We start from the raw sequence: 20792 nt of genomic DNA, 5'->3' as shown, positions 1-20792 counted from the left end.
TATGAGGCAGAGAGTTTATCACCCTAAGCCCCCCCTGGCGATTCTTCAAAAATGATTTCCTCGTAAATTTGCTCAATCGGCACCCGTAAATTGATACTTTGAAATTCCACCGTATCTCCCGCCCGATAGCTCAAAATTAACCAATCCCCCGCCTGATTTTTGTGATAAATATCAATTGCTATCTCTTCAGAACTGACCAAAACATAGTCAATTAAGTGAGGATTGCGGCGGTATCTCGCAAACTTTTTACCCCGGTCGTAGGCTTCGGTTGTTGGGGATAAGACTTCCACAATCAAACAGGGATAGGTGATATACAAAGAATGCTCCCGATCTCGGGGGTCGCAAGTCACGCTCAAATCAGGGTAAGTAAAATCATTAGTACCGATGATATTGATACGACAATCAGAGTTGTAAACCTTGCAACCACTCCCCCGTAGATGGGTTTTGAAAATGGTCATGATGTTGCCTGCAATATCACTGTGGTTCCTGGTGCCACCGGTCATGGCATACACTCGACCATTGATTAACTCATGTTTCTCTAATTGCTGTGCTTCCCAAGCAAAATATTCCTCTGGTGAAAAATAATGGTCGTTATTGGGTACGGCGATCATAGCCATAAATAAATTTATTCAGCGAAGATGCAACTAAAGGTAGCAATATCAGTTTATCATCCATCCCCCAAGCTACCACATTGCCTATGGTTAAAGCCGGAGCAAAGAGTCAGCCGGAAGCCGCTGGCGGGTGAAATTTAGGCACCTCTGACCGGGGTATTTTAACTGCACCCTGGGCTTCTTCGAGGTTAATGCCTGTGACATCCGCCCCGGATAAATCCGCTAGGAGTAAATTGCTCTGAAAAAACTGACCAAAACGCAGACAGGCATAGCGGAGTGAGGTTTTGAATAAATTTGCACCACTCCAATTCACTCCATCGCAATCCGCATAATCCAAATTGGCATAGGACAGATTGGCATTGACCAGATTACTACCCATTAGGTTGGCACCCCGCAGGTTGGCTTCTACCAAAAGAGCGTTGGTTAACGTCGCCTCAGCAGCATTTAATCCTTGCATATAGGCTTGGGTCAAATTGGCTCCCACCCAATCTACCCGGCGACAATTCGCCTGATGCAAAATCACGCCCGTCAAATCGGCGATACTCATGGATGTTTCCTGCAGGATAACACCGGTTAAATTTGACCAACTCAGGTTAGCATTTACGAAATTCGCCCCGACACCTACCGCTTCCGTAAAGTCACTCCGGTACATCTGGGCGCGGTAAAAATTACCATTCTGTAAACAAGCCCCCTGGAAACAGGAACCAGCGAGATTCCCCATGTAAAAAATAGCTCCGGTCAAATCTGCATTGGTTAAATTCAACCCCGGCACGTGCGCTTGGACAAGAATGAGTTTGGTTAAATTGCTACCACTAAAATCCCGTTCCCCCTCCGCATAACGAGCCAAAAATTCATCCGATTCCAGAGGGGGAGTCACGGTGGCAACTGCTAGACAAAAAAAGGCTATTTTTACTATATCAATCCCCCGATCAACGCCCTTTCTGCCGGGGGTCCAGACTATCCCGCAGACCATCCCCCAGGAGATTGAAACCCAATACCGCCAGGACAATCATCAGCGCCGGGGGCCACACCAACCACGGGTGTAATAACATGATCGATACGTTCGTCGCCAGAGAGAGCATATTCCCCCAAGACGCATCCGGCTGTTCAATTCCCAAGCCAATCAAACTCAACACCGATTCTGCCACGATAAACCCCGGCACCGTCAGGGTGGCAGAAATGATCACATAGGTCGTGGTCTGGGGCAAAATATGCCGCCACAAAATCCCCAAGGGTCTCGCCCCCAACACCCGAGCCGCTTGGACAAAACCCTGCTCTTTGATACTCAACACCTGCCCCCGAATCACCCGCGCCAACCCCGCCCAATTGATAAATGAAGTAATCAGTACAATTAACAAAAACCGTTGACTGCTGGTCAAACCGGGGGGCAAAACCGCCGCCAAGGCCACCAAAAGATAAATGCTGGGAATGGTCATCAACACCTCCACCAGGCGCATCAGCAGGGCATCCACCCACCCCCCCGCATAACCCGCCACCCCCCCCAGCAGGATACCGATGGGAAACGTGATGAGAATTCCCACCAAGCCCACCGACAAACTAATCCGGCTCCCCAACAGTAACCGGCTGAACTGGTCCCGCCCCTGGTCATCGGTGCCCAAGAGATTGAGATACGCCGGTGCCGCCACCCCAAACAGATGCCAGTCGCTGGGGATACCGGGAAACACCCGCCAATCCGTCACCTGCCAACCCCGTTGCGTCCACTGGGGTACGGGCACGGTCAATTCCAACCAACGGTAGGCATAACCCCGGACAAAAAACCGCACTGGTCTGGGTTGGGTGCGATCCACCCGCAATTCCCGCTCCCCGGTTTCCAAATCCAAGGGGCCTTGGGTGGTGGGGTAAACCTGCGGCCAGGGTCGCCAGTATATTTGGGTGGGGGGGAGTAGTGCCCCGTTTTCTTGGCTGGCGTAGGGGTCGTAGGGAGCCAAAAAATCCGCCCCTACCATTCCCAAGTACAATACCAGGAGAATCATTGCCCCCCAACGAGCCAGGGGATGGTGCCACCAATTCATAAAAAAATCCTATCCGAATCCCTACCAAACAGGGTAAATTAAAGGGCAATTGTTTAATGTGAACTGCTATGCCCCGTGTATTGGTGACGGAACCCATTGACCCGGCAGGGGTCGCCATTTTATCCCAGGTCGCCCAGGTGGACCAACGCCACAACCTTTCCCCCGAGGAACTCAAAGCCTGTATCGGCGCATACGATGGTCTGCTGGTGCGTTCCGCTACTAAAGTTACCCAGGACGTGATCACGGCGGGGCACAACCTGAAAATCATTGGTCGAGCCGGGGTGGGGGTGGACAATATTGATGTCCCAGCGGCTACCCGCCAAGGGATTGTGGTGGTCAATTCCCCGGAGGGCAACACCATCGCCGCCGCCGAGCATACCATTGCCCTGATGCTGGCGCTTTCCCGCTACGTTCCCCAAGCAAACCAGATGGTCAAAGCCGGGGAGTGGAACCGCAAGGAATTTTTGGGGGTGGAGGTTTACAAAAAAACCCTGGGCATCGTGGGTTTGGGGAAAATCGGCTCCCATGTGGCGACCATTGCCCGGGCGATGGGAATGCGTCTATTAGCCTATGACCCGTTTATCTCCCAGGAACGGGCGGAACAGTTGGGCTGTACGTTGATGGAGTTGGAGGTTCTCCTGCGGGAGGCGGACTACATCACCCTGCACATTCCCAAAACCCCGGACACCACCCATCTGATCAACCGGGAAAGTTTCAAAAAAATGAAGCCCACCACCCGGATCATCAACTGCGCCCGGGGGGGACTGATTGACGAAGTGGCTCTCGTAGATGCCATCAAAGCGGGGCGGATTGCCGGGGCTGCCTTGGATGTGTTTGAACAGGAACCGCCTACCAATAGCCCCCTGTTATTACTGGGTAAAGAAGTTGTCCTTACACCCCATCTGGGAGCTTCGACCATTGAAGCCCAGAGCAACGTGGCAACCGATGTGGCGGAGCAAATCCGGGATGTGCTGTTGGGACTACCGGCTCGCTCGGCGGTGAATATCCCCGGTTTGAGTGCGGAGGTCTTAACCCGCCTAAAACCCTACCTGGAATTGGCGGAACTCCTAGGCAATCTGGCGGGGCAGTTGGCGGGGGGACGGGTGGAAACCCTGGGCGTGCGGTTGCAAGGGGAATTGGCGAACAATGCCAGCCAGCCGGTGGTGATTGCCGCCATCAAGGGTTTGCTAGGACCAGCGTTGCAGGAGCGGGTGAATTACGTCAATGCCGCCCTAGAAGCCAAAGAACGGGGAATTCGGGTGGTGGAAACCCGGGATGAATCCGTGCGGGACTACAGCGGCTCTTTGGTGGTCACTGCCCAGGGCACCCAGGGGGAACACAGCGTCGCCGGTGCCTTACTGGGGACGGGGGAACTGCGGATCACCAGCATTGACGGTTTTCCCATCAGCGTTGCTCCCACCCGCTATATGTTGATTACCTTGCACCAGGATATGCCGGGGATCATCGGCAAAATTGGCTCCCTACTGGGCAGTTTTAATGTAAACATTGCCAGTATGCAGGTGGGGCGCAAACTGGTGCGGGGGGATGCGGTGATGGTCTTGAGCATTGATGACCCCCTGCCGGACGGGGTGGTGAGCGAGGTGGTGCAAATTCAGGGGATTCAGGATGCCTATGTGGTGAACCTGTGACCCCTAGCTAACCCCGCAATTGAATCGGCATGACCAGATAGGTCATTTTCACATCCCCCAGGGGCGAAAAAATCACCGGGGCGGTGGCGGAATTTAACTGCATTTGCACCTGGCTGGTGGACATGGCTTTCAAACCCTCCAGGACATACTTGACATTGAACGCCACATCCAGGGCTTCCCCCTCAATTTCCGCCGGGATTTGCTCCTGTCCCTGCCCCAATTCGCCGCCCTCCGTCGCCAGGATCACATTGTCCAAATCCAGGGAAAATTTCACCACATTGCGACTGCCCGCCAACACTGCCAACCGCTCCAGGGCATGGATCACATCCTCCCGCTCCATCACCACCCGCCGGGCGAACTCCCTGGGGAGCAACTGGCGATAGTTGGGGTACATCCCATCCAACAAACGGGTGACCAACCGCTGCTGAAACCCCTCCTCCTGGGGCAGTTGAAAATCCGCCTGGTGGGGTTCCAAGCAAAACCGCACCACCTCCCCCTCGTATTTTGCCAAGAGCCGCTCCACCTCCCGCAGTGCCCTGGCTGGAATCGTGGCTTGCACCGGCTGTCCCCCGCTGGCTAACTCCGTTTCCACAATCGCCAACCGATGCCCATCCGTAGCGGCAAATTCCAGGCTTTCCCCCCTCGTTTGCAGATGTACCCCCGTTAAAATTTGTTTGGTTTCATCGCTACTGGCGGCAAACAACACCCCCCGCAAGCCCTGCAAAAACGCTTCTCGGTCCAGGGGCACCGCCGTTGCCGTCACCTCCGGTAGGGCGGGAAATTCCTCCCCCGGCAAACCGGCAATCTGGTAGGGTCCCGCCAGGGTATCTTTTTTCCCCTCCCGTTCCAAACGGGCCCGCACCGTCGCCTGGGTATCGCTGATTTTCAGTTCCACCACCGCCTCCGGCAAACGGGAAACCAAATCCCCCAATGTGCGGGCGGGCAAGGTAATCATTCCCGGTTCGTAAACCGTTGCGGACAAACGACTTTGTAAGCAGAGGGTTTGGTCAAAGGCACTCAAGGTCAACTGGGCCGAGGTCGCATCCGCTGAAAACAACACATTCGCCAAAATCGGATTGGTGGGTCGGTTGGCGACGGCACGGCTGACCATGCTCAAATGGTTGCTCAGGTCTTTTTGGGAACAGGTCACGTGCATACCGGCAATGTACCCCAAAGTGATGCCATCCTACCACCCCCCTTGCCCCAGCGTCGCTCTACTCCGGTCTTCAAGAATAAAAATTTTTCTTTAGTAGATAGTAGTAGAGCCTGTGGATATGTGGATAACTTATGGGGATGATTGACGGCGACGGGGTTTCAGACCACCCCCCCCTGTGGATAACCTGTGGATAACCTGTGGATAAAATGCCAAGTTATCCACAGCCCCCTTTTTTTATCCACAGCCCCCCCCGACTTATCCCCAAATAATCCACAGCTTTAGCCCGACTTATCCACAGATTTTTGCCACTTATCCACAACTTATCCACAGGTTTGACCCAAAAAATTGTAATAATTTTTAACAATTCCATCCCTGGCTTTGGCGGGGTCAAAGTTGGATGATGTCCTAATGATGTATATAAATTATCTATAAATTGTACATAAACTATTTGTAAAGAGATGATAGTTAATTACCAGAAAATGACCTAAAAAATTACAGAAGGTTCAGCGCATGACCAAAGCGATCCCATCGGCAAAACGCCAGCTCCGCAGGCCAGGGATGACCATTCAGGTACTTGCCAATCACTTGAGCGGTGATGGGAGCGAGTAAAATTCCATTCCGGTAGTGCCCGGTGGCGAGGGTGAGATTCTCCCAGGGGCTAGGGCCGAGGATGGGAAATTCATCGGGGGTGGCGGGTCGGTAGCCCCACCAGGTTTCTAAGAGCGGCCAATTTTGGAGCGGTGGGTAGGTTTGCATTGCCGTCGCTAGGAGTTGGTGCAATCCCCCAGCGGTGATGCCATCTTGAAAGCCCACATCTTCGCTGGTCGCCCCCACCACCAAGCGTCCATCCCGGCGGGGTACCAGGTAGGCACTGGCAAAAACCACCTGATTTAAGCCCGGGGCGTGGGGGGCCTGGAGAGCCAGCATTTGCCCTTTGCGGGGGCGTACGGGTAGGGACAAAAGTTTGCAGGTCCAGGCGCCAGTGGTTAACACATAATGCCCGGCCTGATGGGAAGCCTCATGGGTAACGACCTGGGTGATTTGGGTGCCTTGGGAGGCGATGCGTACCACGGTTTCATGGGAAAAGAACTGCACCCCCAGGGATTGGGCGGCTTGGTACAAAACGGCGTGGAGCAAGCGGTTATCCACCTGACCATCGTTGGGATACCACCAACCCCCAATGAAATCTGCCCCCAAACCGGGCTGGCGTTGGTCGAGTTGCTCCCGGTTGAGCCATAAACCCCGGTGGTGACCCGCCGCTTGACTGGTCACCGGCACCACAATCCCGCAAGGCCAGTAGCCGGTGCTTTGTCCCGTGCGCTCCTCTAAATCCTGAATCCAAGCCGGGTAGCACTGTAAACTGGCTTCGCACAAATCCCGCATGGCACCGGGGGGAATCTGCTCCGCACCGGGGGCCAACATCCCAGCGGCGGCCTGGGCGGCGGTACCGGGGAAACCCCCATCAATGATGCCCACACGTCCTTGGGTCTTGGCGAGTTCAACGGCAATGCTCAGCCCGATGATGCCTCCCCCAATGATTAAAACATCCATGCTGACGGGTGATCGTTGGCGCAACTCCATAGCAATCTTAATTTAATTAAATTGAGAACAACGGTTCCCAGTCCATCGCTCCCCGGTCTTTGTAGGGCACCTCTATCAATTCACAGTTAGCCCCGCCCTTGGTTCTGGGTAAGATGGGCATTCTGCGATTTCCCAGATGCAAAAAACCAAGGTAATTTACCCCCACTGGCAGACGACGGCACCCAGGGTCAAACCCGCCCCAAACCCCGCCAGCACCAAGGTCTGCCCCCGCTGAATCCGCCCATCCCGCACCGCTTCGTCCAACATGATGGGAATGGAAGCCGCCGAGGTGTTGCCGTAATGCGCCAAATTACTGAGCATCCGGGTGGGGGGTACGCTCAATTTTGCCGCCACCGCATCCAAAATCCGTTGATTCGCCTGATGAAGCACAAAATGATCCACCTGCTGACTGTCCAGCCCCGCCCGAAATAGGGCTTTTTCAATCACCTCTGGCACCCGTTTCACCGCAAATTTATACACCTCTTGACCGTTCATCCACACGGGTTGATAGCTACCGGAATGCACGATCAATTCATCAATCAACGGTTGCGGTTGCCCCTGGTAGGTGAGGGTGAGACAGGCATTTTGACTGCCATCATTTTGCAATTCAAATCCCAGGAGATGCTCCTCAGGACTGGGCTGTAACACTACCGCCCCCGCCCCATCCCCAAACAAAATACAGGTGCGTCGGTCCTGCCAATCCACCCAGCGGGACAGCACATCCGCCCCGATCACCAGGGTCGTCCCGTAGGTGCCCGTGCGTAAAAACTGCGCCGCCGTCACCACCCCAAACACAAACCCGGAACAGGCCGCCGTCAGGTCAAAAGCCACCGCCCGTTTTGCCCCCAACCGCTCCTGCACTAAACTGGCGGAACCAAACAGGTCATCGGGGGTCGAAGTCGCCAGGACAATCAACTCCACATCCAGAGGGGTTAAGCCCGCCGCCGTCAGGGCATTTTCCGCCGCCTGTACCGCCAAATCCGTCACCCCTTGCCCCGCCGCTACTAAACGCCGGGTCTGAATCCCGGTGCGGGTCGTGATCCACTCGTCATTGGTGTCCACCAACTGGCTCAACTGGTGGTTATCCAGCACCGGGGATACCTCTGCCCGCCCCGTTCCCGCCCAACGCACCCCCGGCACCACTAACGACCGTCCCGCCGGGTCAGGGCACCCACCTGTTCCTGCAACCGTTGCACCACCCCTTGCTCCACCGCTTCGGCGGCCAGCCGGATGGCATTGAACACCGAAGGGGCATGGGAACTGCCGTGACCGATCACGCACACCCCCGGCACCCCAAGCAAGAGCGCACCCCCGTGTTCCGCATCATCCAGGCGTTGCTTCACCCGCCGCAAATTGCCCCGCAGGAGGGGCACCCCCAACTGACCCTGCCAGCCCCGGGGCAATTCATCCCGCAGGAGTTGCACAATCACCCGCCCAAACCCCTCCGCAAATTTCAGCAAAATATTCCCCACAAATCCATCACAAACCACCACATCGTAGGCACCGGAAATCACATCCCGCCCCTCCGCATTCCCCACAAATTCAATCTGGGGATTTTGCGCCAGTAATTGATACGCCCGCACGGAAACATCATTCCCCTTGCAGGCTTCCTCGCCGATATTCAGCAAACCCACTTTGGGCGAGGGAATGCCCAACACACATTGGCTGTAAATAGAACCCATCAGGGCAAATTGGTTCAAAAACTTCGGGCGGCAGTCCACATTCGCCCCCACATCTAATAGTAAAACCGACTTATCCGGGAGCAGGGTGGGCAGAGAAACCCCAATCGCCGGTCGGTCAATCCCCGGCAACCGCCCCAACTGCAATAATGCCGCCGCCATCACCGCCCCCGTGTGCCCCGCCGAATAGACCGCATCCGCCTGCCCGTCCCGCACCAAATTCATCGCCACCGTAATCGAGGCATCCGGTTTCTGGCGCAAAGCCGTCAGGGGTTCCTCGCTCATGCCAATCGCCTCCTGAGCGGGCACCAGGGTCATCCGGTGCTGATGCGCCCCCAACAGGGAGTGCAACCGTTCGGGGTCACCCACCAAGAGAATATCCGCTGTCAATTCCGCCTGCGCCCGGAGGGCACCCGTCACTATTTCTTCGGGAGCGTGGTCGCCACCCATCGCATCCACCGCAATCCGGGGCCGTTTTACCGCCATGCCGCCATCACCAGCACATCGGTTAAGCATTTTATCAGAATTCCCCTCACCATACCCGCACCTGGGGTTGACCATTGACCACTTCCCCCACCAGCACCCGCCCCGCTAAACCCACAAACAAGCCATTTTCCAACACCCCAGGAATGTTGTTGATTTGGGCTTCCAGGCGGGCTGGGTCAGGAATTGCTGTAAACTTCACATCCACCACCATATTCCCCTGGTCCGTGATCACCGGCCCATCCTTTTTCACCGCCATGCGGATTTCCGGTTCCCCCCCCAGTTTGGCTAAGGCGCGCATCACCGGCACCACCGCCAGGGGCAACACCTCCACCGGCACAGGGAACGTACTGCCCAACCGCTCCACCAACTTGGAGCCATCCACCACCACGATAAATTCTTTCGCCAGGCTATCCACAATTTTTTCCCGGGTGTGCGCCGCCCCGCCGCCCTTGATCAGATTTTTCTGGGGGTCCACCTCGTCCGCCCCATCAATTGCCAGGTCAATCTCGCTCACCTCATCCAGGGTGGTCAGGGGAATCCCCGCTTGCCGAGCCAACACCGTCGCCTGAAAGGAGGTGGGAATCCCCCGCACCTGTTGGATTTCCCCCCGCTGGAGCCGCTCCCCCAGGGATTGAATCATAAATGCCGCCGTCGAACCCGTCCCCAGCCCCACCACCATGCCCGATTGCACCCACTGCGCCGCCTGCCGACCGACCGCCTGTTTCGCCTGCTTCACCAACTCCGGGGATGCCACCATCACCACACCTCCACCACTACCCCCAGCCTACCCTAAAATTGCCCCAAAATGCCCCATAACGCAACAAGGGCTTGGCTGTCGCATGGAGCCAAACCCTCAGGGTGAGATCATCAAGGTATTCAGAATGTGTTTGGTGAACTAAGGTGTGAATGTAATGGACAACACGCCCACTTCCGCATCCTGCTCTTCTGATGGTGGCTGGGTCAATCCAGACCCATCTCCAGGGCTTAACCCGCTTGAGCCAACCAAGAACTCTGGGTTACACCGCCCTCATCTCTTGCCACCGAACTCAGAACCTTTTGGAATACCCAACCAAACCAGCAATCCATTGGTTTAGCACGGGTTAGACTCAATCTGGATCGGAACTGGGTTGGATCTCGACCGGGGCACCTGCGTCTCGATCCGACTTTCAGGAGGTATTTCCTAGGTGCCTACTATCAAGATAAAAAATCCCCTCCCCCCTTGGCAACCCTTATTACATGATTGTGATAACTCTTTGCAGATTGTGACTGGAGGAGATATTTGTTTAATTTCTCGCCGCTTCCCAATTTTGATACCCTAGAGATAGCGTTTGCGGTGATCCCTGTGTTACGTTTCCTGGTGGCGCTGGTGGCACTTCTGGTCTTTGGGTGGGGGCACATCCAACCCGCCGATGCGCTGACGGAAGTGCGGTTGTCCCATTTGCAGGTGGAGGACTGTCCGGCGGACTTGGCGGCTGGAGCCGTGACCAGTGGGGGCAATACCCTCCCGGCCCGCTGTTATTGGCTGACGGGGCAGGCGGAAAATCCCACCAACAAGACGGTTTACGATGCGGATGTGTTTGGGCGGATTTACGATGCCAACGGGGAACCGGCTTTGCCCAATCGGGGACGGGTGGGAACCATTGAGCAGATTCCGCCGGGGGTGAGTGAGTTTCATCTGCCCTTGATGGTACCGGCGGCGCAACCCGCACCCCTCCAGTTGAGTCAGTTTAAGGCGATGGGCTTTAGTGCCAAGGTACGGCGTTAACCGGGGTGTTCAGGAGCACTGGTGGCCATCTCAGGTGCTTAGTGAATAAATGCAACAATCCTGATTAAATAGTCATGTTATGACTGACAGATAAAGTTAAGTTTTTCTGTACATACATCCTAATTTTCTCGACTTGCGTTATTATTTTTCTTAAATGAAATACTTCGTTCTTAGATGAAATGGTAGGTATGTTATGATTATCAGCGCAAGTCGTCGCACTGATATTCCGGCTTTTTACGCCAAGTGGTTTATCAATAGAATTCGTGCCGGTTACTGCACAGTGCCGAATCCATTTAATAAGAATCAGGTTTCACACATATCCCTAAAGCCAGAAGATGTAGATGTGATTGTTTTTTGGTCGAGGAATCCCGCTCCTTTAATTCCACATTTAGAAGAGCTAGACCAGCGTGGCTATAAGTATTATTTTCAGTTTACACTTATGAATAATCCCCGCTTCTTAGATACTAAAAGTCCGCCATACACCTCTGCTGTCAAGGTTTTTCAAAAGCTAGCTAATTATGTGAGCCCGGATCGGGTTATATGGAGATACGATCCTATTGTGCTGAGCGATGCTACAGGTATTGATTTTCATATCAAAACATACAAAGAAATTGCGGCTTTACTGTCAGGCTACACTCGTAGGTCTGTTATTAGTATAATGGATGGCTATGCAAAAAATAACAAGCGATTGCGAGAAGTTGAAAATACATATAACCTTAAGATTGTAAATATAGCTGATTCTCAGCATTTACTTACCAAGTTGTTACCATCTCTAGCGGAAATAGCTCACTCAAATGGCATGGAGATATTTAGTTGTGCTGAAGCAATTGATTTTAGTTCTTATGGAATTCTTCCAGGTAAGTGTATAGATGATGAATACATTGAAAGAGTATTTCATTTAGCCGTGAGCCACAAAAAGGATTCAGCTCAAAGAGAAGCTTGTGGATGTGTGGTAAGTAAAGATATTGGTATGTATGATTCTTGCTTGTTTGGTTGCCAGTACTGCTATGCAACTACAGACTTCAAGAAATCAGAAGAAAATAACAAAAAGCATGATTTTCGCTCGCCATCCTTGATTGGGTGGCATGAAAGCAAAGATAGTTCTCAGCAGAAACAATTGGAATTATTCACCAGTTGATATTCTTGTGAAAAGGTATCGTCAGATACTTTTTATGATTATGAGGGTGTCAGAATGGGACATCATCGGAATAATTATAAGCTTGTTTATTCTTGCGAGCGGCTAAAACTAAGAAATTAACGTTGACACGGGGACTTAGAAGACTAGGACCTAACGGGTCGGTTAATAAGTTTCGTCGCACCATTAGCGGGGGCAATGAACAGCGGATCGCTAATCTTCTTTCATCCGCAAGAATCTTAAAATCATTTTTCCTATTAATCATCTCTCTTACGACTTGAACAAAGGTATGATTTTGACCGTACTGAAGGTCTGCGATAATGATTATGCTTCCCTGAGAAGATGTATCGAATAAAAAGTTGACATTTTCCTGAGCGGGTAGGGTATCACCGAGTTCATTTAAACAGTTTTGGAATATATAAAGATCAGCTCCTTCAAGACTCGATCTAATGCCTTGAAAGGACTGTCTTGCACACAAATTTAGACTATAGCTGTTTAGTTCTACTTGCCCTTGCCAGAGCTGTGGGATAACATATTGGTGCGTGATATTCCTGCTTGGAGTCCATGTATTGGAAGCAATATCGTAAACATTGGCAACTAGTCGCTTGGTTTTTGGAAATTGCTCGGCTAAGAATTGAGTCAAACCAGCGACTTCTGGACAAGGACCGGCTCCAAAGAAGCAGGCTTTAATTTCTTGATTAAATTTCAGATATGAGGACAGTAATTTTAGAATCTTAAGCGTCATCTCCACATAGTGAGGATAATATGCAATCAAGTAAGCTGCTTGCATGTCCGTGCTGGAGTAATCGACTGCAACCCTGTTATTACGATAGGCTTGACGAAGTCTTTTTACGAAAGATTGAAGAGATGCTAAATAACTCTCAAAATGACCCTGTATTCGGGCATTATAAAACCCTCCCGACTCTTGTAAGCCCTTTAGGATAGCTTCATAGAGCTTTTGCATTGCTTCTTTCCAGCTTAGTAAGTTCAACTAATGAATTATTCTAAAGGTTAGGTTAATTCTGGGACTTACATCCTTAGTGGTCTTAGGAATTTGATGTTGCCAATGATGCTGAGTCTCGCCTCTCATCAACAAAAAGCTACCATGAGGTAAGTCAATATCAATTTTGCGCTCCTTCATTTGTTTATGCCTGAAAGAGAAACGGCGAGTAGCACCAAAACTAACCGAGCCAATGACTGGATTTTGTCCTAATTCTGGTTCGTCATCACTATGCCAAGCAACCCCATCCCTTCCATGACGATAGAGATTTAAAAGAACACTATTAAATTCTACTTTTGCAATTTTCTCAATTCTGGTTTTAATAGATAGCAAGGTTGGAGTCCAAGGTTTAGAATGTTGTTCTATCCCTGAGTAGATATAGGTTTTACCGGGATCACCATACCATGCGGTAAGCCTTGGCAAAGGAGTGCACTTGCCGAAAATTTGTATGGTTTCTTGTTGCCACTCGGTCTCGTGGTGTAACTTGTCAAAGAATTTGTCACTTTCATCATTGCTAAAAAAGCCCTTGTAGAAAACAACTTCACCATCTAATGATAAGAGGACTTTCCCTATGGTAGGACTGTCTTCTCTGGTGGTTGCTTGCTGACTCCATAGCGTGATTTGCTCGAACATTATTTATCTCCATTTTCCTCTCTATAGTTGTTTTGAATCTTCGTGAAGTACTGTCAATAATTATACTCTTTTACCAAAATGCTTGCTAGCAACTGTTGTAATAGGGTAACCAAATCATTCTGGGAGTGGTGATCTGCGGGGGCAACTCATCCCCTTTGACCAGGTTTTCAAGTGTGGGAGGCATCTTGGTGCAAAAGGTAAATTTGCCGCAGGGTGCCGTTGATAAACCGATGGCTGTCTTCGCCGCAATAACGTTTGGCTAACTCCACCGCCTCATTCATCACCACCTGCACCGGCGTTCCTAGAAACACCAATTCCGCCGTCCCCAAGCGGAGAATGTCCCGCTCCATGCGATGCAGACGTTGGATTTGCCACCCCTTGATCCCCCGTTGCATCAGGTCGTCAATCTCCGACTGGTGGCTTTGCCAGGTGGACAGCAATTTGTGGGCAAACGCCTGCACCTCCGCCTGCCCCGCCAAATAGACCCACTCCGGTAAATGGGTCGCCGCCCCCAGGTGGTTGATCGCTGTCCGGGTGGTTGCCATCGCCTCCCGCAAACTCGCCTCCGTCAGGGCCGGATGGGATTCGATGTGTTGGTACGCCCGTTTCAGGTGACTGCTCGCCTGCTCCAGGGTGTCTTCTAATTCCTGGGTCAATACCCGCACCGCCCCCAGAATTAGTTCCTCTAAATCTTGGGCGGTCACCTCCCGGGTTGGGGACACCTGGCTCAACCCCAACAAAGCCAATTCCCGAGCCACCCGGCGGGGTTGCATTAGGTATGCTCCGAACGCAGGAGGGTTTCCGGGCGGACTCCCAGGGTCGGATTGACGATACCCCCGGAAATCAACAGCTTGAACGCCTCCTCCACCGTGATCGGCAAAGCCACCACATCCCGCTCCGGCACCATCGCATACCAGCCCGTGGCCGGGTTCGGCGTGGACGGGATAAACACACTCACCAGGGTTTCCTGGCGGGGCACCGGCAACGACCGCTCAATCACCTCCCCTGGCGTTCCCGTCACAAAGGCTACCGCCCACACATCCCGGCGGGGATATTCCACCAACACCACCCGGCGAAATTTCTGATTGGAATCCCGCAGGAGGGTTTCCAGCAATTGCTTCAGGGTTTTGTACACCGACCCGGCCAGGGGAATCTGTTGCAAAATCTGCTCCCCCAAATTCAACAGCCACCGCCCGACGATGTTGCGCGCCATCAAGCCAATCAGCAAAATCCCCAACAAGGGCACCGTCAACCCCACGGATAAATTCACCAAATCCTGCAGAAGCGGCGGCAAACTCAAGGGATTGAGTTGTTTGGGAATGCGGGTCAACAACTGCACCACCCAACTGGCACTCACAAACGTCGCCCAAATCGTCGTCGCCAGGGGAATCACCACCAGCAACCCGGCGATCAAATCATTCTTCAAATCCTGCCGCCACGTGGACATAGACGCTTTAACCTTCTCCGATGGACAACTGCCTGGGCAATCGTGAACTTGACCTTAACATGATCCGGGTCAGTGTAACCGGGACAACACATAATCCGTTAAATCCGCCAAGGACTGCCGCGCCGGGGAGGGGGGCACATCCGTCAAAAACGTCGCCGCCACCTGGGCATACTCCTGCGCCATTTGCCGGGAACGCTCAATCCCATTGCCCATCCGCACCAACGCCACCGCCTGCTCCAAATCCCCCGGTTCGCTGAATTTCCGTGCCACCAACGTCCGCAACGCCGGGGTTTCCTCCAAGGTAAACAACACCGGTGCCGTCAGATTCCCCTCCTGCAAATCCGACCCCGCCGGTTTCCCCAACACCGCCGTAGAAGCTGTGAAATCAAAAATATCATCCACCACCTGAAATGCCAAACCCAAATACCGCCCGTATTGATACATTTGTTCACACAACTCCTCCGGGCAACCACTCAACACCGCCGCCGCCTTGCAACTGGCTGCCATCAAGGAAGCGGTTTTCAAAAACGTTTTTTCTAAATAATCTTCAAAGGATAAATCCGGGTCAAAATGGGTCATACTCTGGCGAATTTCCCCCTCGGCAAAGTCCATAATCACCCGGGAGAGCAACTTGACTACGGTTAAATTATCCAAATTCGCCAAATACCAGGAGGACTGGGCGAATAAAAAATCCCCCGCCAAAATCGCCACCCGGTTGCCAAAATAACTGTGTACTGTGGGCACATTCCGGCGTAAATCCGCCCCATCCACCACATCGTCATGCACCAAACTAGCCGTGTGGATCATCTCCGTAATTTCCGCCAAGCGCCGATGCCGGAGGGTCACCTCCCCTGCCGTGGCCCGCGCCACCAACAGCACCAAGGCTGGGCGCAGATGCTTTCCCCCCGCCCCAAACAGATACTCAGCGGCGGCGGAGAGGATGGGATGCCGCCCCCCCACCAACTGGCGCAAATGTTCACTCAACTGCTGGAGGTCAGCTTCCACAGGGGCAAAAGGGGCGGTCACAAGAGTCATGGCGGTTGAGTTACATTTTTTTACATTATGTATCTCTATTCTAAGGGATTGCACCCGGGGCAGACCACTGGGAAGGGAATATCCTGGGGTTTAAGGGGTACTTGGGTTGGGTTTTCCTTGGCTGAAACGGCATGGCAGGGCGGTGGTCAGATTGCTATTGTACTGATAGATATCTTTTCCATGCTTACCTTTACAAAACGGTTATAAATTTTTCAGATTTCTCCCGCTTTGTGTTAAGTTTAAGGTACAAGTTTAACGGGTTCGGATGTCGTGATCGCTGTTTCTGGGGGTTTGCCTGGGAAGCAGGGATTGCGAAGTTTAATTTTAGTAAATTTTGATGAAGGGCAGTGAGGGGTTACGGTGGGAATCGGGCAGTGGTTGACTGTGCGGTTCAGGTGGCAGAGCGGTGGTGGGTGAGGAGCCAGTGCAGGCATCATAATTATTGGGGATGGGGGCGATGGTCATTCCGTTACCGATGGCAATCTTGCTGGGTGCGACGGGTTATATTGGGTGCATTTACCTTTTGTTGAGCTTGTGGGTGCGGCGGCAACGTCGGTGCCAGGGCTAGATGGGGCAAGCGGTTACGGTCTGGGTACCGGCGACGACGGCGAATCTGGGGTCGGGGTTTGACTGCCTGGGGGCGGCGTTGGATTTTGGCAACCGGTTTCAGTTTGCCCTGCGGCCGGGGGGGGAACCGGTCATTACCTTGGGGGCGACGGTGCCGGGGGAAAATTTAGCCTATCGGGCTTTTGCCCTGGTGTATGAACGGTTGGGTCAGGCGGTGCCAGCGGTGACGTTAACCCTGGAATTGGAGGTGCCTTTGGCGCGGGGGTTGGGCAGTTCGGCGACGGCAATTGTGGCGGGTCTGCGGGCGGCGCACTATTTCCTGGGGGAACCGCTCCCGGCTTCCCAGGTGTTGGCTTGGGGGGTGGCGTTGGAGGGGCATCCCGATAATGTGGTGCCTGCCTGGTGGGGGGGCTGTCGGTTGACCTGCGGGGAATGCGTTGCTGGGATTCCTTGGCATCCTGAAGTGACCCCCGTTTTGGCGATTCCTGAGTTTGCCTTATCTACGGCGGAGGCTCGAGCGGTGTTGCCGAGTCATGTCCCCTACCGGGATGCGGTGGCGAATCTGGGGGCGTTGGGGTGTTTGCTCCAGGGGTTACAGCAGGGGTCGCCGGAATTGTTGCGGGCGGGGTTGCAAGACCGTTTGCATCAGCCCTACCGGCGGGGTTTGATTCCCGGTTATGACCTGGTGGAGCGGGCGGCGCTGGCGGCAGGTGCCTACGGGATGGTGATCAGCGGGGCGGGGCCGACGTTGTTGGCGTTAACGGCTCCGGTGCATGCGGATGGGGTGGCACAGGCGATGGTGCAGGCGTGGCAAGGGGTGGGGATAGCGGCGGTGGGTCGGATTGCCCAGGTGAGCGAGCGGGGGGCGCAGGTGACGGCGGGCTAAATCCCGGTGCCCCTTTGCAGAACTGGCGGTACATCGTACAATGGGGGCGGGTTCTGGGTCATGATTCTCTCACGCAGTTTTTTATGGTCAAAGCGAAGGGTCGAATCCAGCGGAAACGTTCCCTTTGGCCTCCCCTGGTGGCGGGTTTGGGGGTGGGTGCTTTGGTGGGGGTGGCGGCGGTACTGGTGCTCAACCCGGAACGCTGGGGTTCCCTCTGGGCGGGGCAATCCGTTGACAGTAAGAGTGAAGATTGTACAGCGGGGGCATTAACCGAGTTGGATATGCTCACCTGCTGGCACCTGCCCATGACCCAAACCATGACCCAACAACGGTGGGATGCGGTTACCTTTGCGGCGAATTTGGGGGACTCCCTTATCCCTTTTGTCCGGCAAGCCCCCTGGCCGGAGATAGCGGCGGCGGCGAAAACCGCTCGGGTGCCGGTGCTGATGTACCACGATATTCTGCCGGAGAAACAGGTTTTTTTTGATGTCACCCCCCAGGAATTTGCAGACCATTTGCAATTGATCCAAGAACGGGGGTTAACGCCGGTGAGTTTGGATGCGCTGGTCACCCATTTGCGCACCGGTTTACCCCTGCCCCCCAAGCCGATTTTGCTGACTTTTGATGACGGGTATGCGGGGCATTATGAGTACGTTTATCCCCTGTTGAAAAAGTACAATTACCCGGCGGCGTTTTCCATTTACACCCAGGGGGTTGGGCAAACGGCGGGGCGACCCAAGGTGACCTGGGCGCAGTTGCGGGAGATGGCGCAAGACCCCTTGGTGACGATTACCTCCCACAGCGTCACCCATCCCTTGGATTTGCGTCCCTTGAGCGATAGCGACCTGGAGCGGGAATTGAGCGAATCGAAGCAAATTTTGGAGCGGGAATTGGGCAAACCGGTTCATTATTTCACCTATCCGGTGGGGCATTATGACGACCGGGTGAAGGCGGCTACCCAAAAGGCGGGCTATGTGGCGGCGTTTACGATGCGGAATGGAGAGGAATTTTATGCGGGGCAATCGGGGGACCTGCTGACCATTGAGCGGTTTGGGCAATCCCGTTTGGCGAGTTTGGTGGATACGGTCTGGGGAGGGGCGGCACCGGCGGCTCCCTTGGCGGGGGTGGATTTTAGCGCACCCATTGCCCTGCAACGCACGACCATTGACGGGGTGGATTTGGTGCTGGTCAGCGGCGGGCGGCCGGTCACCTACCATGCGGATTCCCGTTACCAGGTGGAGGAATTTTTGCAGAAGGAACCCCGGGCGACGGCGGTGGTGGATGGGGGGTTTTTCTCCCTGGAATCCCTGACGTCCAATGTGATGATTGGGCCGGTGTACGCCCAAAATACCCGGCAATTTATCCCCGGCGGCAATGGGGACAATCCCAAGCTGAAGGGGCGACCCTTGGTGGTGATTACGCCCAAGACGGTGCAATTTTTGCCCTTTGACCCTCTGCAACACAACACCTTGGCAGGGGTGCAGGCGCAGGTGCCGGGGGTCACGGATTTGTTTGTGGCTTCTGCCTGGTTGGTCAAGGACGGACAGCCCCGGGATACCGCCAGTTTTGGGACGTTGTATGGCTTTGATGCCGAGCGTCACCGGGCGTTCTGGGGGTTGAACCAGAGCGGCCAGCCCATGATTGGCATTTCCACCAATCGGGTGGATTCGGTGCGGCTGGGGCGGGTGTTGGCGCAGGCGGGATTTCGGGAGGCGGTGATGTTGGATTCGGGGGCCAGTGCCGCCTTAGCTTACCAGGGGAAACGGTACACGTACTACGAACCCCGTCCCACGCCCCATGCGGTGTTACTTTTGCCCCCTGGTACCCCGTGAATGTCCTGGGGCTGATCGCCGGAAATAGCCGTTATCACTGGGGTTGGTGGCGCAACGGGCAATTAAAACGCACCTGGCACACCCCTTGGCATAGTCCCACCACGACTTGGGTACAAAACCATTGCGTTTGGCCGGTCTATGGGGTCTCCCCGGTGCCAGCGCAGGTGCAGATGTGGCAGACCTATCCCCATGTGCAAGTAATTACTTTGTCAGACATTCCCTTGCCAGGGGTTTATCCGACCTTAGGGGTGGACCGGGCGTTGGCGGCCTGGGGTGCCCGTCGGTTCTACGGGACGCCGGTGCTGGTGATTGATGCGGGGACGGCGATTAGCATTAGTGCGGTGGATGCTCAGGGGCAGTTCATGGGCGGGGCGATTCTGCCAGGTTTGACATTACAATGTAAAGGTCTGCATCAGGGGACAGGGGCGTTACCCTTGGTGAACTGGCCGGAGACCTTACCCCCCGTGTGGGCAAAGGATACGGTGCAGGCGATGCAAGGCGGGATGGCTTATACACTCCTGGCGGGCTTGCGGTTTTACCTGCGGCAATGGGCTGGCAAGGTGGTGATCACTGGGGGCGATGGGGCATGGTTGTGGCGACATCTGCAGGACGAAGCCATGAACCTGATCTGGGAACCGGATTTATTGTTGCGTGCCCTGGGGGAGTTAATTCCCTGGACGGAAAATATTCACATAACCGCCGGGGCAAGTTGGCGGGGTTCCATCCCCTGCCCCATTCACATTCGGGGCGACCGAAATACCTGAACTAGGGGCAATGCTTTCACACAAAACCGGCGCATCTATAGACTTCCGCTCCGTTGTGCCATCGGGCAAGGTCACCTCCAGCACATCCCACTCGACCCCCGCTGAATATCGCTTGAGCGCCGAGTCTTTCGTGAAAGGCGTCAAGGTCACAAAATCTTGATTCACGTCTTCGTCCCCGCCGCCACCTACATAGTTGTAGTTTTTGGTATCCGCAGGCATACCTATGGGTAAACTGTTAAATTTCGCAAAATGACCGTATTCATAGCGATAGAGCTGTTGCCCCTTGATCCAGGCGTTGAGCGTTACCTGCGCCTCGGATTGTTTGGCTTTCGCCGACTGGGCTAAAAACGAGGGTAGGGCAATGGCCGCCAAAATCCCAATAATTACCACCACCACCAAAAGTTCAACCAGCGTAAAGCCGCCGTTACCAATCCGCTGACGCTGTTGGGTGCGCAGATACCGTAGGAGGAGAAGGGTGGACATAAAGCGATCCTCGCTTGACTGTGATTCCCATCACTCACCGTTAAATTACC

At 54.1% G+C, this 20792-nt stretch carries 20 protein-coding genes; 6 read left to right on the top strand and 14 right to left on the bottom strand.

Features of this window, described 5'->3' with window-relative positions:
• Positions 1-23 precede the first annotated feature (23 nt).
• The 3 genes from MLD66_RS00820 to MLD66_RS00810 form a co-directional block, all read right to left on the bottom strand.
• Complete coding sequence (locus tag MLD66_RS00820; RefSeq protein WP_247218871.1) at positions 24-611, bottom strand: Uma2 family endonuclease; 588 nt, start codon at positions 609-611, stop codon at positions 24-26.
• Positions 612-720: 109 nt separating this feature from the next.
• Entirely contained in the window at positions 721-1488 is a 768-nt protein-coding gene (locus MLD66_RS00815) for a pentapeptide repeat-containing protein (RefSeq protein ID WP_247215055.1), read from the bottom strand.
• 52 nt (positions 1489-1540) lie between these two features.
• Positions 1541-2644 (bottom strand): ABC transporter permease, encoded by a 1104-nt coding sequence (locus tag MLD66_RS00810; RefSeq protein WP_247215054.1) that lies wholly within the window; start codon positions 2642-2644, stop codon positions 1541-1543.
• A gap of 68 nt (positions 2645-2712) precedes the next feature.
• On the opposite strand from MLD66_RS00810, the gene serA reads away from it, so the two are divergent.
• Positions 2713-4293 (top strand): phosphoglycerate dehydrogenase, encoded by a 1581-nt coding sequence (gene serA / locus MLD66_RS00805; protein WP_247215053.1) that lies wholly within the window; start codon positions 2713-2715, stop codon positions 4291-4293.
• Positions 4294-4300: 7 nt separating this feature from the next.
• Here the strand turns inward: serA and dnaN are convergent, their stop codons facing one another.
• The 5 genes from dnaN to rpiA all read right to left on the bottom strand — a co-directional run bounded on the left by dnaN (position 4301) and on the right by rpiA (position 9952).
• Positions 4301-5449 carry a DNA polymerase III subunit beta gene (gene dnaN, locus MLD66_RS00800; protein WP_247215052.1) on the bottom strand — a complete coding sequence of 383 codons (1149 nt, stop codon included), beginning with the start codon at positions 5447-5449 and terminating at the stop codon, positions 4301-4303.
• Between the two features lie 492 nt (positions 5450-5941).
• Positions 5942-7000, bottom strand: coding sequence for a glycine oxidase ThiO (thiO, locus tag MLD66_RS00795; RefSeq protein ID WP_247215051.1), 1059 nt, complete (start codon positions 6998-7000; stop codon positions 5942-5944).
• Between the two features lie 186 nt (positions 7001-7186).
• Positions 7187-8170 (bottom strand): beta-ketoacyl-ACP synthase III, encoded by a 984-nt coding sequence (locus MLD66_RS00790; protein WP_247218869.1) that lies wholly within the window; start codon positions 8168-8170, stop codon positions 7187-7189.
• A 2-nt stretch (positions 8171-8172) separates the two neighbouring features.
• Positions 8173-9195 carry a phosphate acyltransferase PlsX gene (gene plsX / locus MLD66_RS00785; protein ID WP_247215050.1) on the bottom strand — a complete coding sequence of 341 codons (1023 nt, stop codon included), beginning with the start codon at positions 9193-9195 and terminating at the stop codon, positions 8173-8175.
• A gap of 46 nt (positions 9196-9241) precedes the next feature.
• On the bottom strand, positions 9242-9952 hold the full coding sequence (gene rpiA / locus MLD66_RS00780) for a ribose-5-phosphate isomerase RpiA (protein WP_247215049.1): 711 nt from the start codon (positions 9950-9952) through the stop codon (positions 9242-9244).
• A gap of 585 nt (positions 9953-10537) precedes the next feature.
• On the opposite strand from rpiA, the gene MLD66_RS00775 reads away from it, so the two are divergent.
• Entirely contained in the window at positions 10538-10960 is a 423-nt protein-coding gene (locus tag MLD66_RS00775) for a hypothetical protein (RefSeq protein ID WP_247215048.1), read from the top strand.
• 193 nt (positions 10961-11153) lie between these two features.
• Positions 11154-12098 (top strand): DUF1848 domain-containing protein, encoded by a 945-nt coding sequence (locus MLD66_RS00770; RefSeq protein WP_247215047.1) that lies wholly within the window; start codon positions 11154-11156, stop codon positions 12096-12098.
• A 49-nt stretch (positions 12099-12147) separates the two neighbouring features.
• Here the strand turns inward: MLD66_RS00770 and MLD66_RS00765 are convergent, their stop codons facing one another.
• From MLD66_RS00765 to sds, 5 genes are all read right to left on the bottom strand, one after another.
• Entirely contained in the window at positions 12148-13086 is a 939-nt protein-coding gene (locus MLD66_RS00765; RefSeq protein ID WP_247215046.1) for a hypothetical protein, read from the bottom strand.
• The gene (locus MLD66_RS00760; RefSeq protein ID WP_247215045.1) at positions 13087-13728 is read right to left on the bottom strand and encodes an alpha-ketoglutarate-dependent dioxygenase AlkB; all 642 of its coding nucleotides are present in this window, start codon (positions 13726-13728) and stop codon (positions 13087-13089) included.
• 167 nt (positions 13729-13895) lie between these two features.
• Positions 13896-14501 (bottom strand): transcription antitermination factor NusB, encoded by a 606-nt coding sequence (gene nusB / locus MLD66_RS00755; protein WP_247215044.1) that lies wholly within the window; start codon positions 14499-14501, stop codon positions 13896-13898.
• Positions 14501-15175 carry a DUF502 domain-containing protein gene (locus tag MLD66_RS00750; protein ID WP_247215043.1) on the bottom strand — a complete coding sequence of 225 codons (675 nt, stop codon included), beginning with the start codon at positions 15173-15175 and terminating at the stop codon, positions 14501-14503. The genes nusB and MLD66_RS00750 overlap by 1 nt, the downstream gene beginning before the upstream one ends.
• Positions 15176-15244: 69 nt before the next feature.
• Positions 15245-16210, bottom strand: coding sequence for a solanesyl diphosphate synthase (gene sds / locus MLD66_RS00745; RefSeq protein WP_247215042.1), 966 nt, complete (start codon positions 16208-16210; stop codon positions 15245-15247).
• 568 nt (positions 16211-16778) lie between these two features.
• On the opposite strand from sds, the gene thrB reads away from it, so the two are divergent.
• The 3 genes from thrB to MLD66_RS00730 are packed head-to-tail and all read left to right on the top strand — an operon-like array spanning position 16779 to position 20259.
• On the top strand, positions 16779-17663 hold the full coding sequence (gene thrB / locus MLD66_RS00740) for a homoserine kinase (RefSeq protein ID WP_247215041.1): 885 nt from the start codon (positions 16779-16781) through the stop codon (positions 17661-17663).
• On the top strand, positions 17585-19495 hold the full coding sequence (locus tag MLD66_RS00735; protein ID WP_247215040.1) for a polysaccharide deacetylase family protein: 1911 nt from the start codon (positions 17585-17587) through the stop codon (positions 19493-19495). The genes thrB and MLD66_RS00735 overlap by 79 nt, the downstream gene beginning before the upstream one ends.
• Positions 19492-20259: a type III pantothenate kinase gene (locus tag MLD66_RS00730; RefSeq protein ID WP_247215039.1), complete on the top strand. Its 768-nt coding sequence runs from the start codon at positions 19492-19494 to the stop codon at positions 20257-20259. Before MLD66_RS00735 ends, MLD66_RS00730 begins: the two co-directional genes overlap by 4 nt.
• On the opposite strand, the gene MLD66_RS00725 is transcribed toward MLD66_RS00730, so the two are convergent.
• Positions 20161-20742 carry a type IV pilin-like G/H family protein gene (locus MLD66_RS00725; protein ID WP_247215038.1) on the bottom strand — a complete coding sequence of 194 codons (582 nt, stop codon included), beginning with the start codon at positions 20740-20742 and terminating at the stop codon, positions 20161-20163. The two genes, MLD66_RS00730 and MLD66_RS00725, sit on opposite strands and share 99 nt — an antisense overlap.
• Positions 20743-20792: the final 50 nt, after the last annotated feature.

It is taken from the genome of Synechococcus sp. C9 (genome assembly GCF_022984075.1).
GTDB lineage: Bacteria > Cyanobacteriota > Cyanobacteriia > Gloeomargaritales > Gloeomargaritaceae > Gloeomargarita.
The sequence above is the reverse complement of the archived record's forward strand: the minus strand, read 5'-3'. Positions and strand labels throughout refer to the sequence as shown.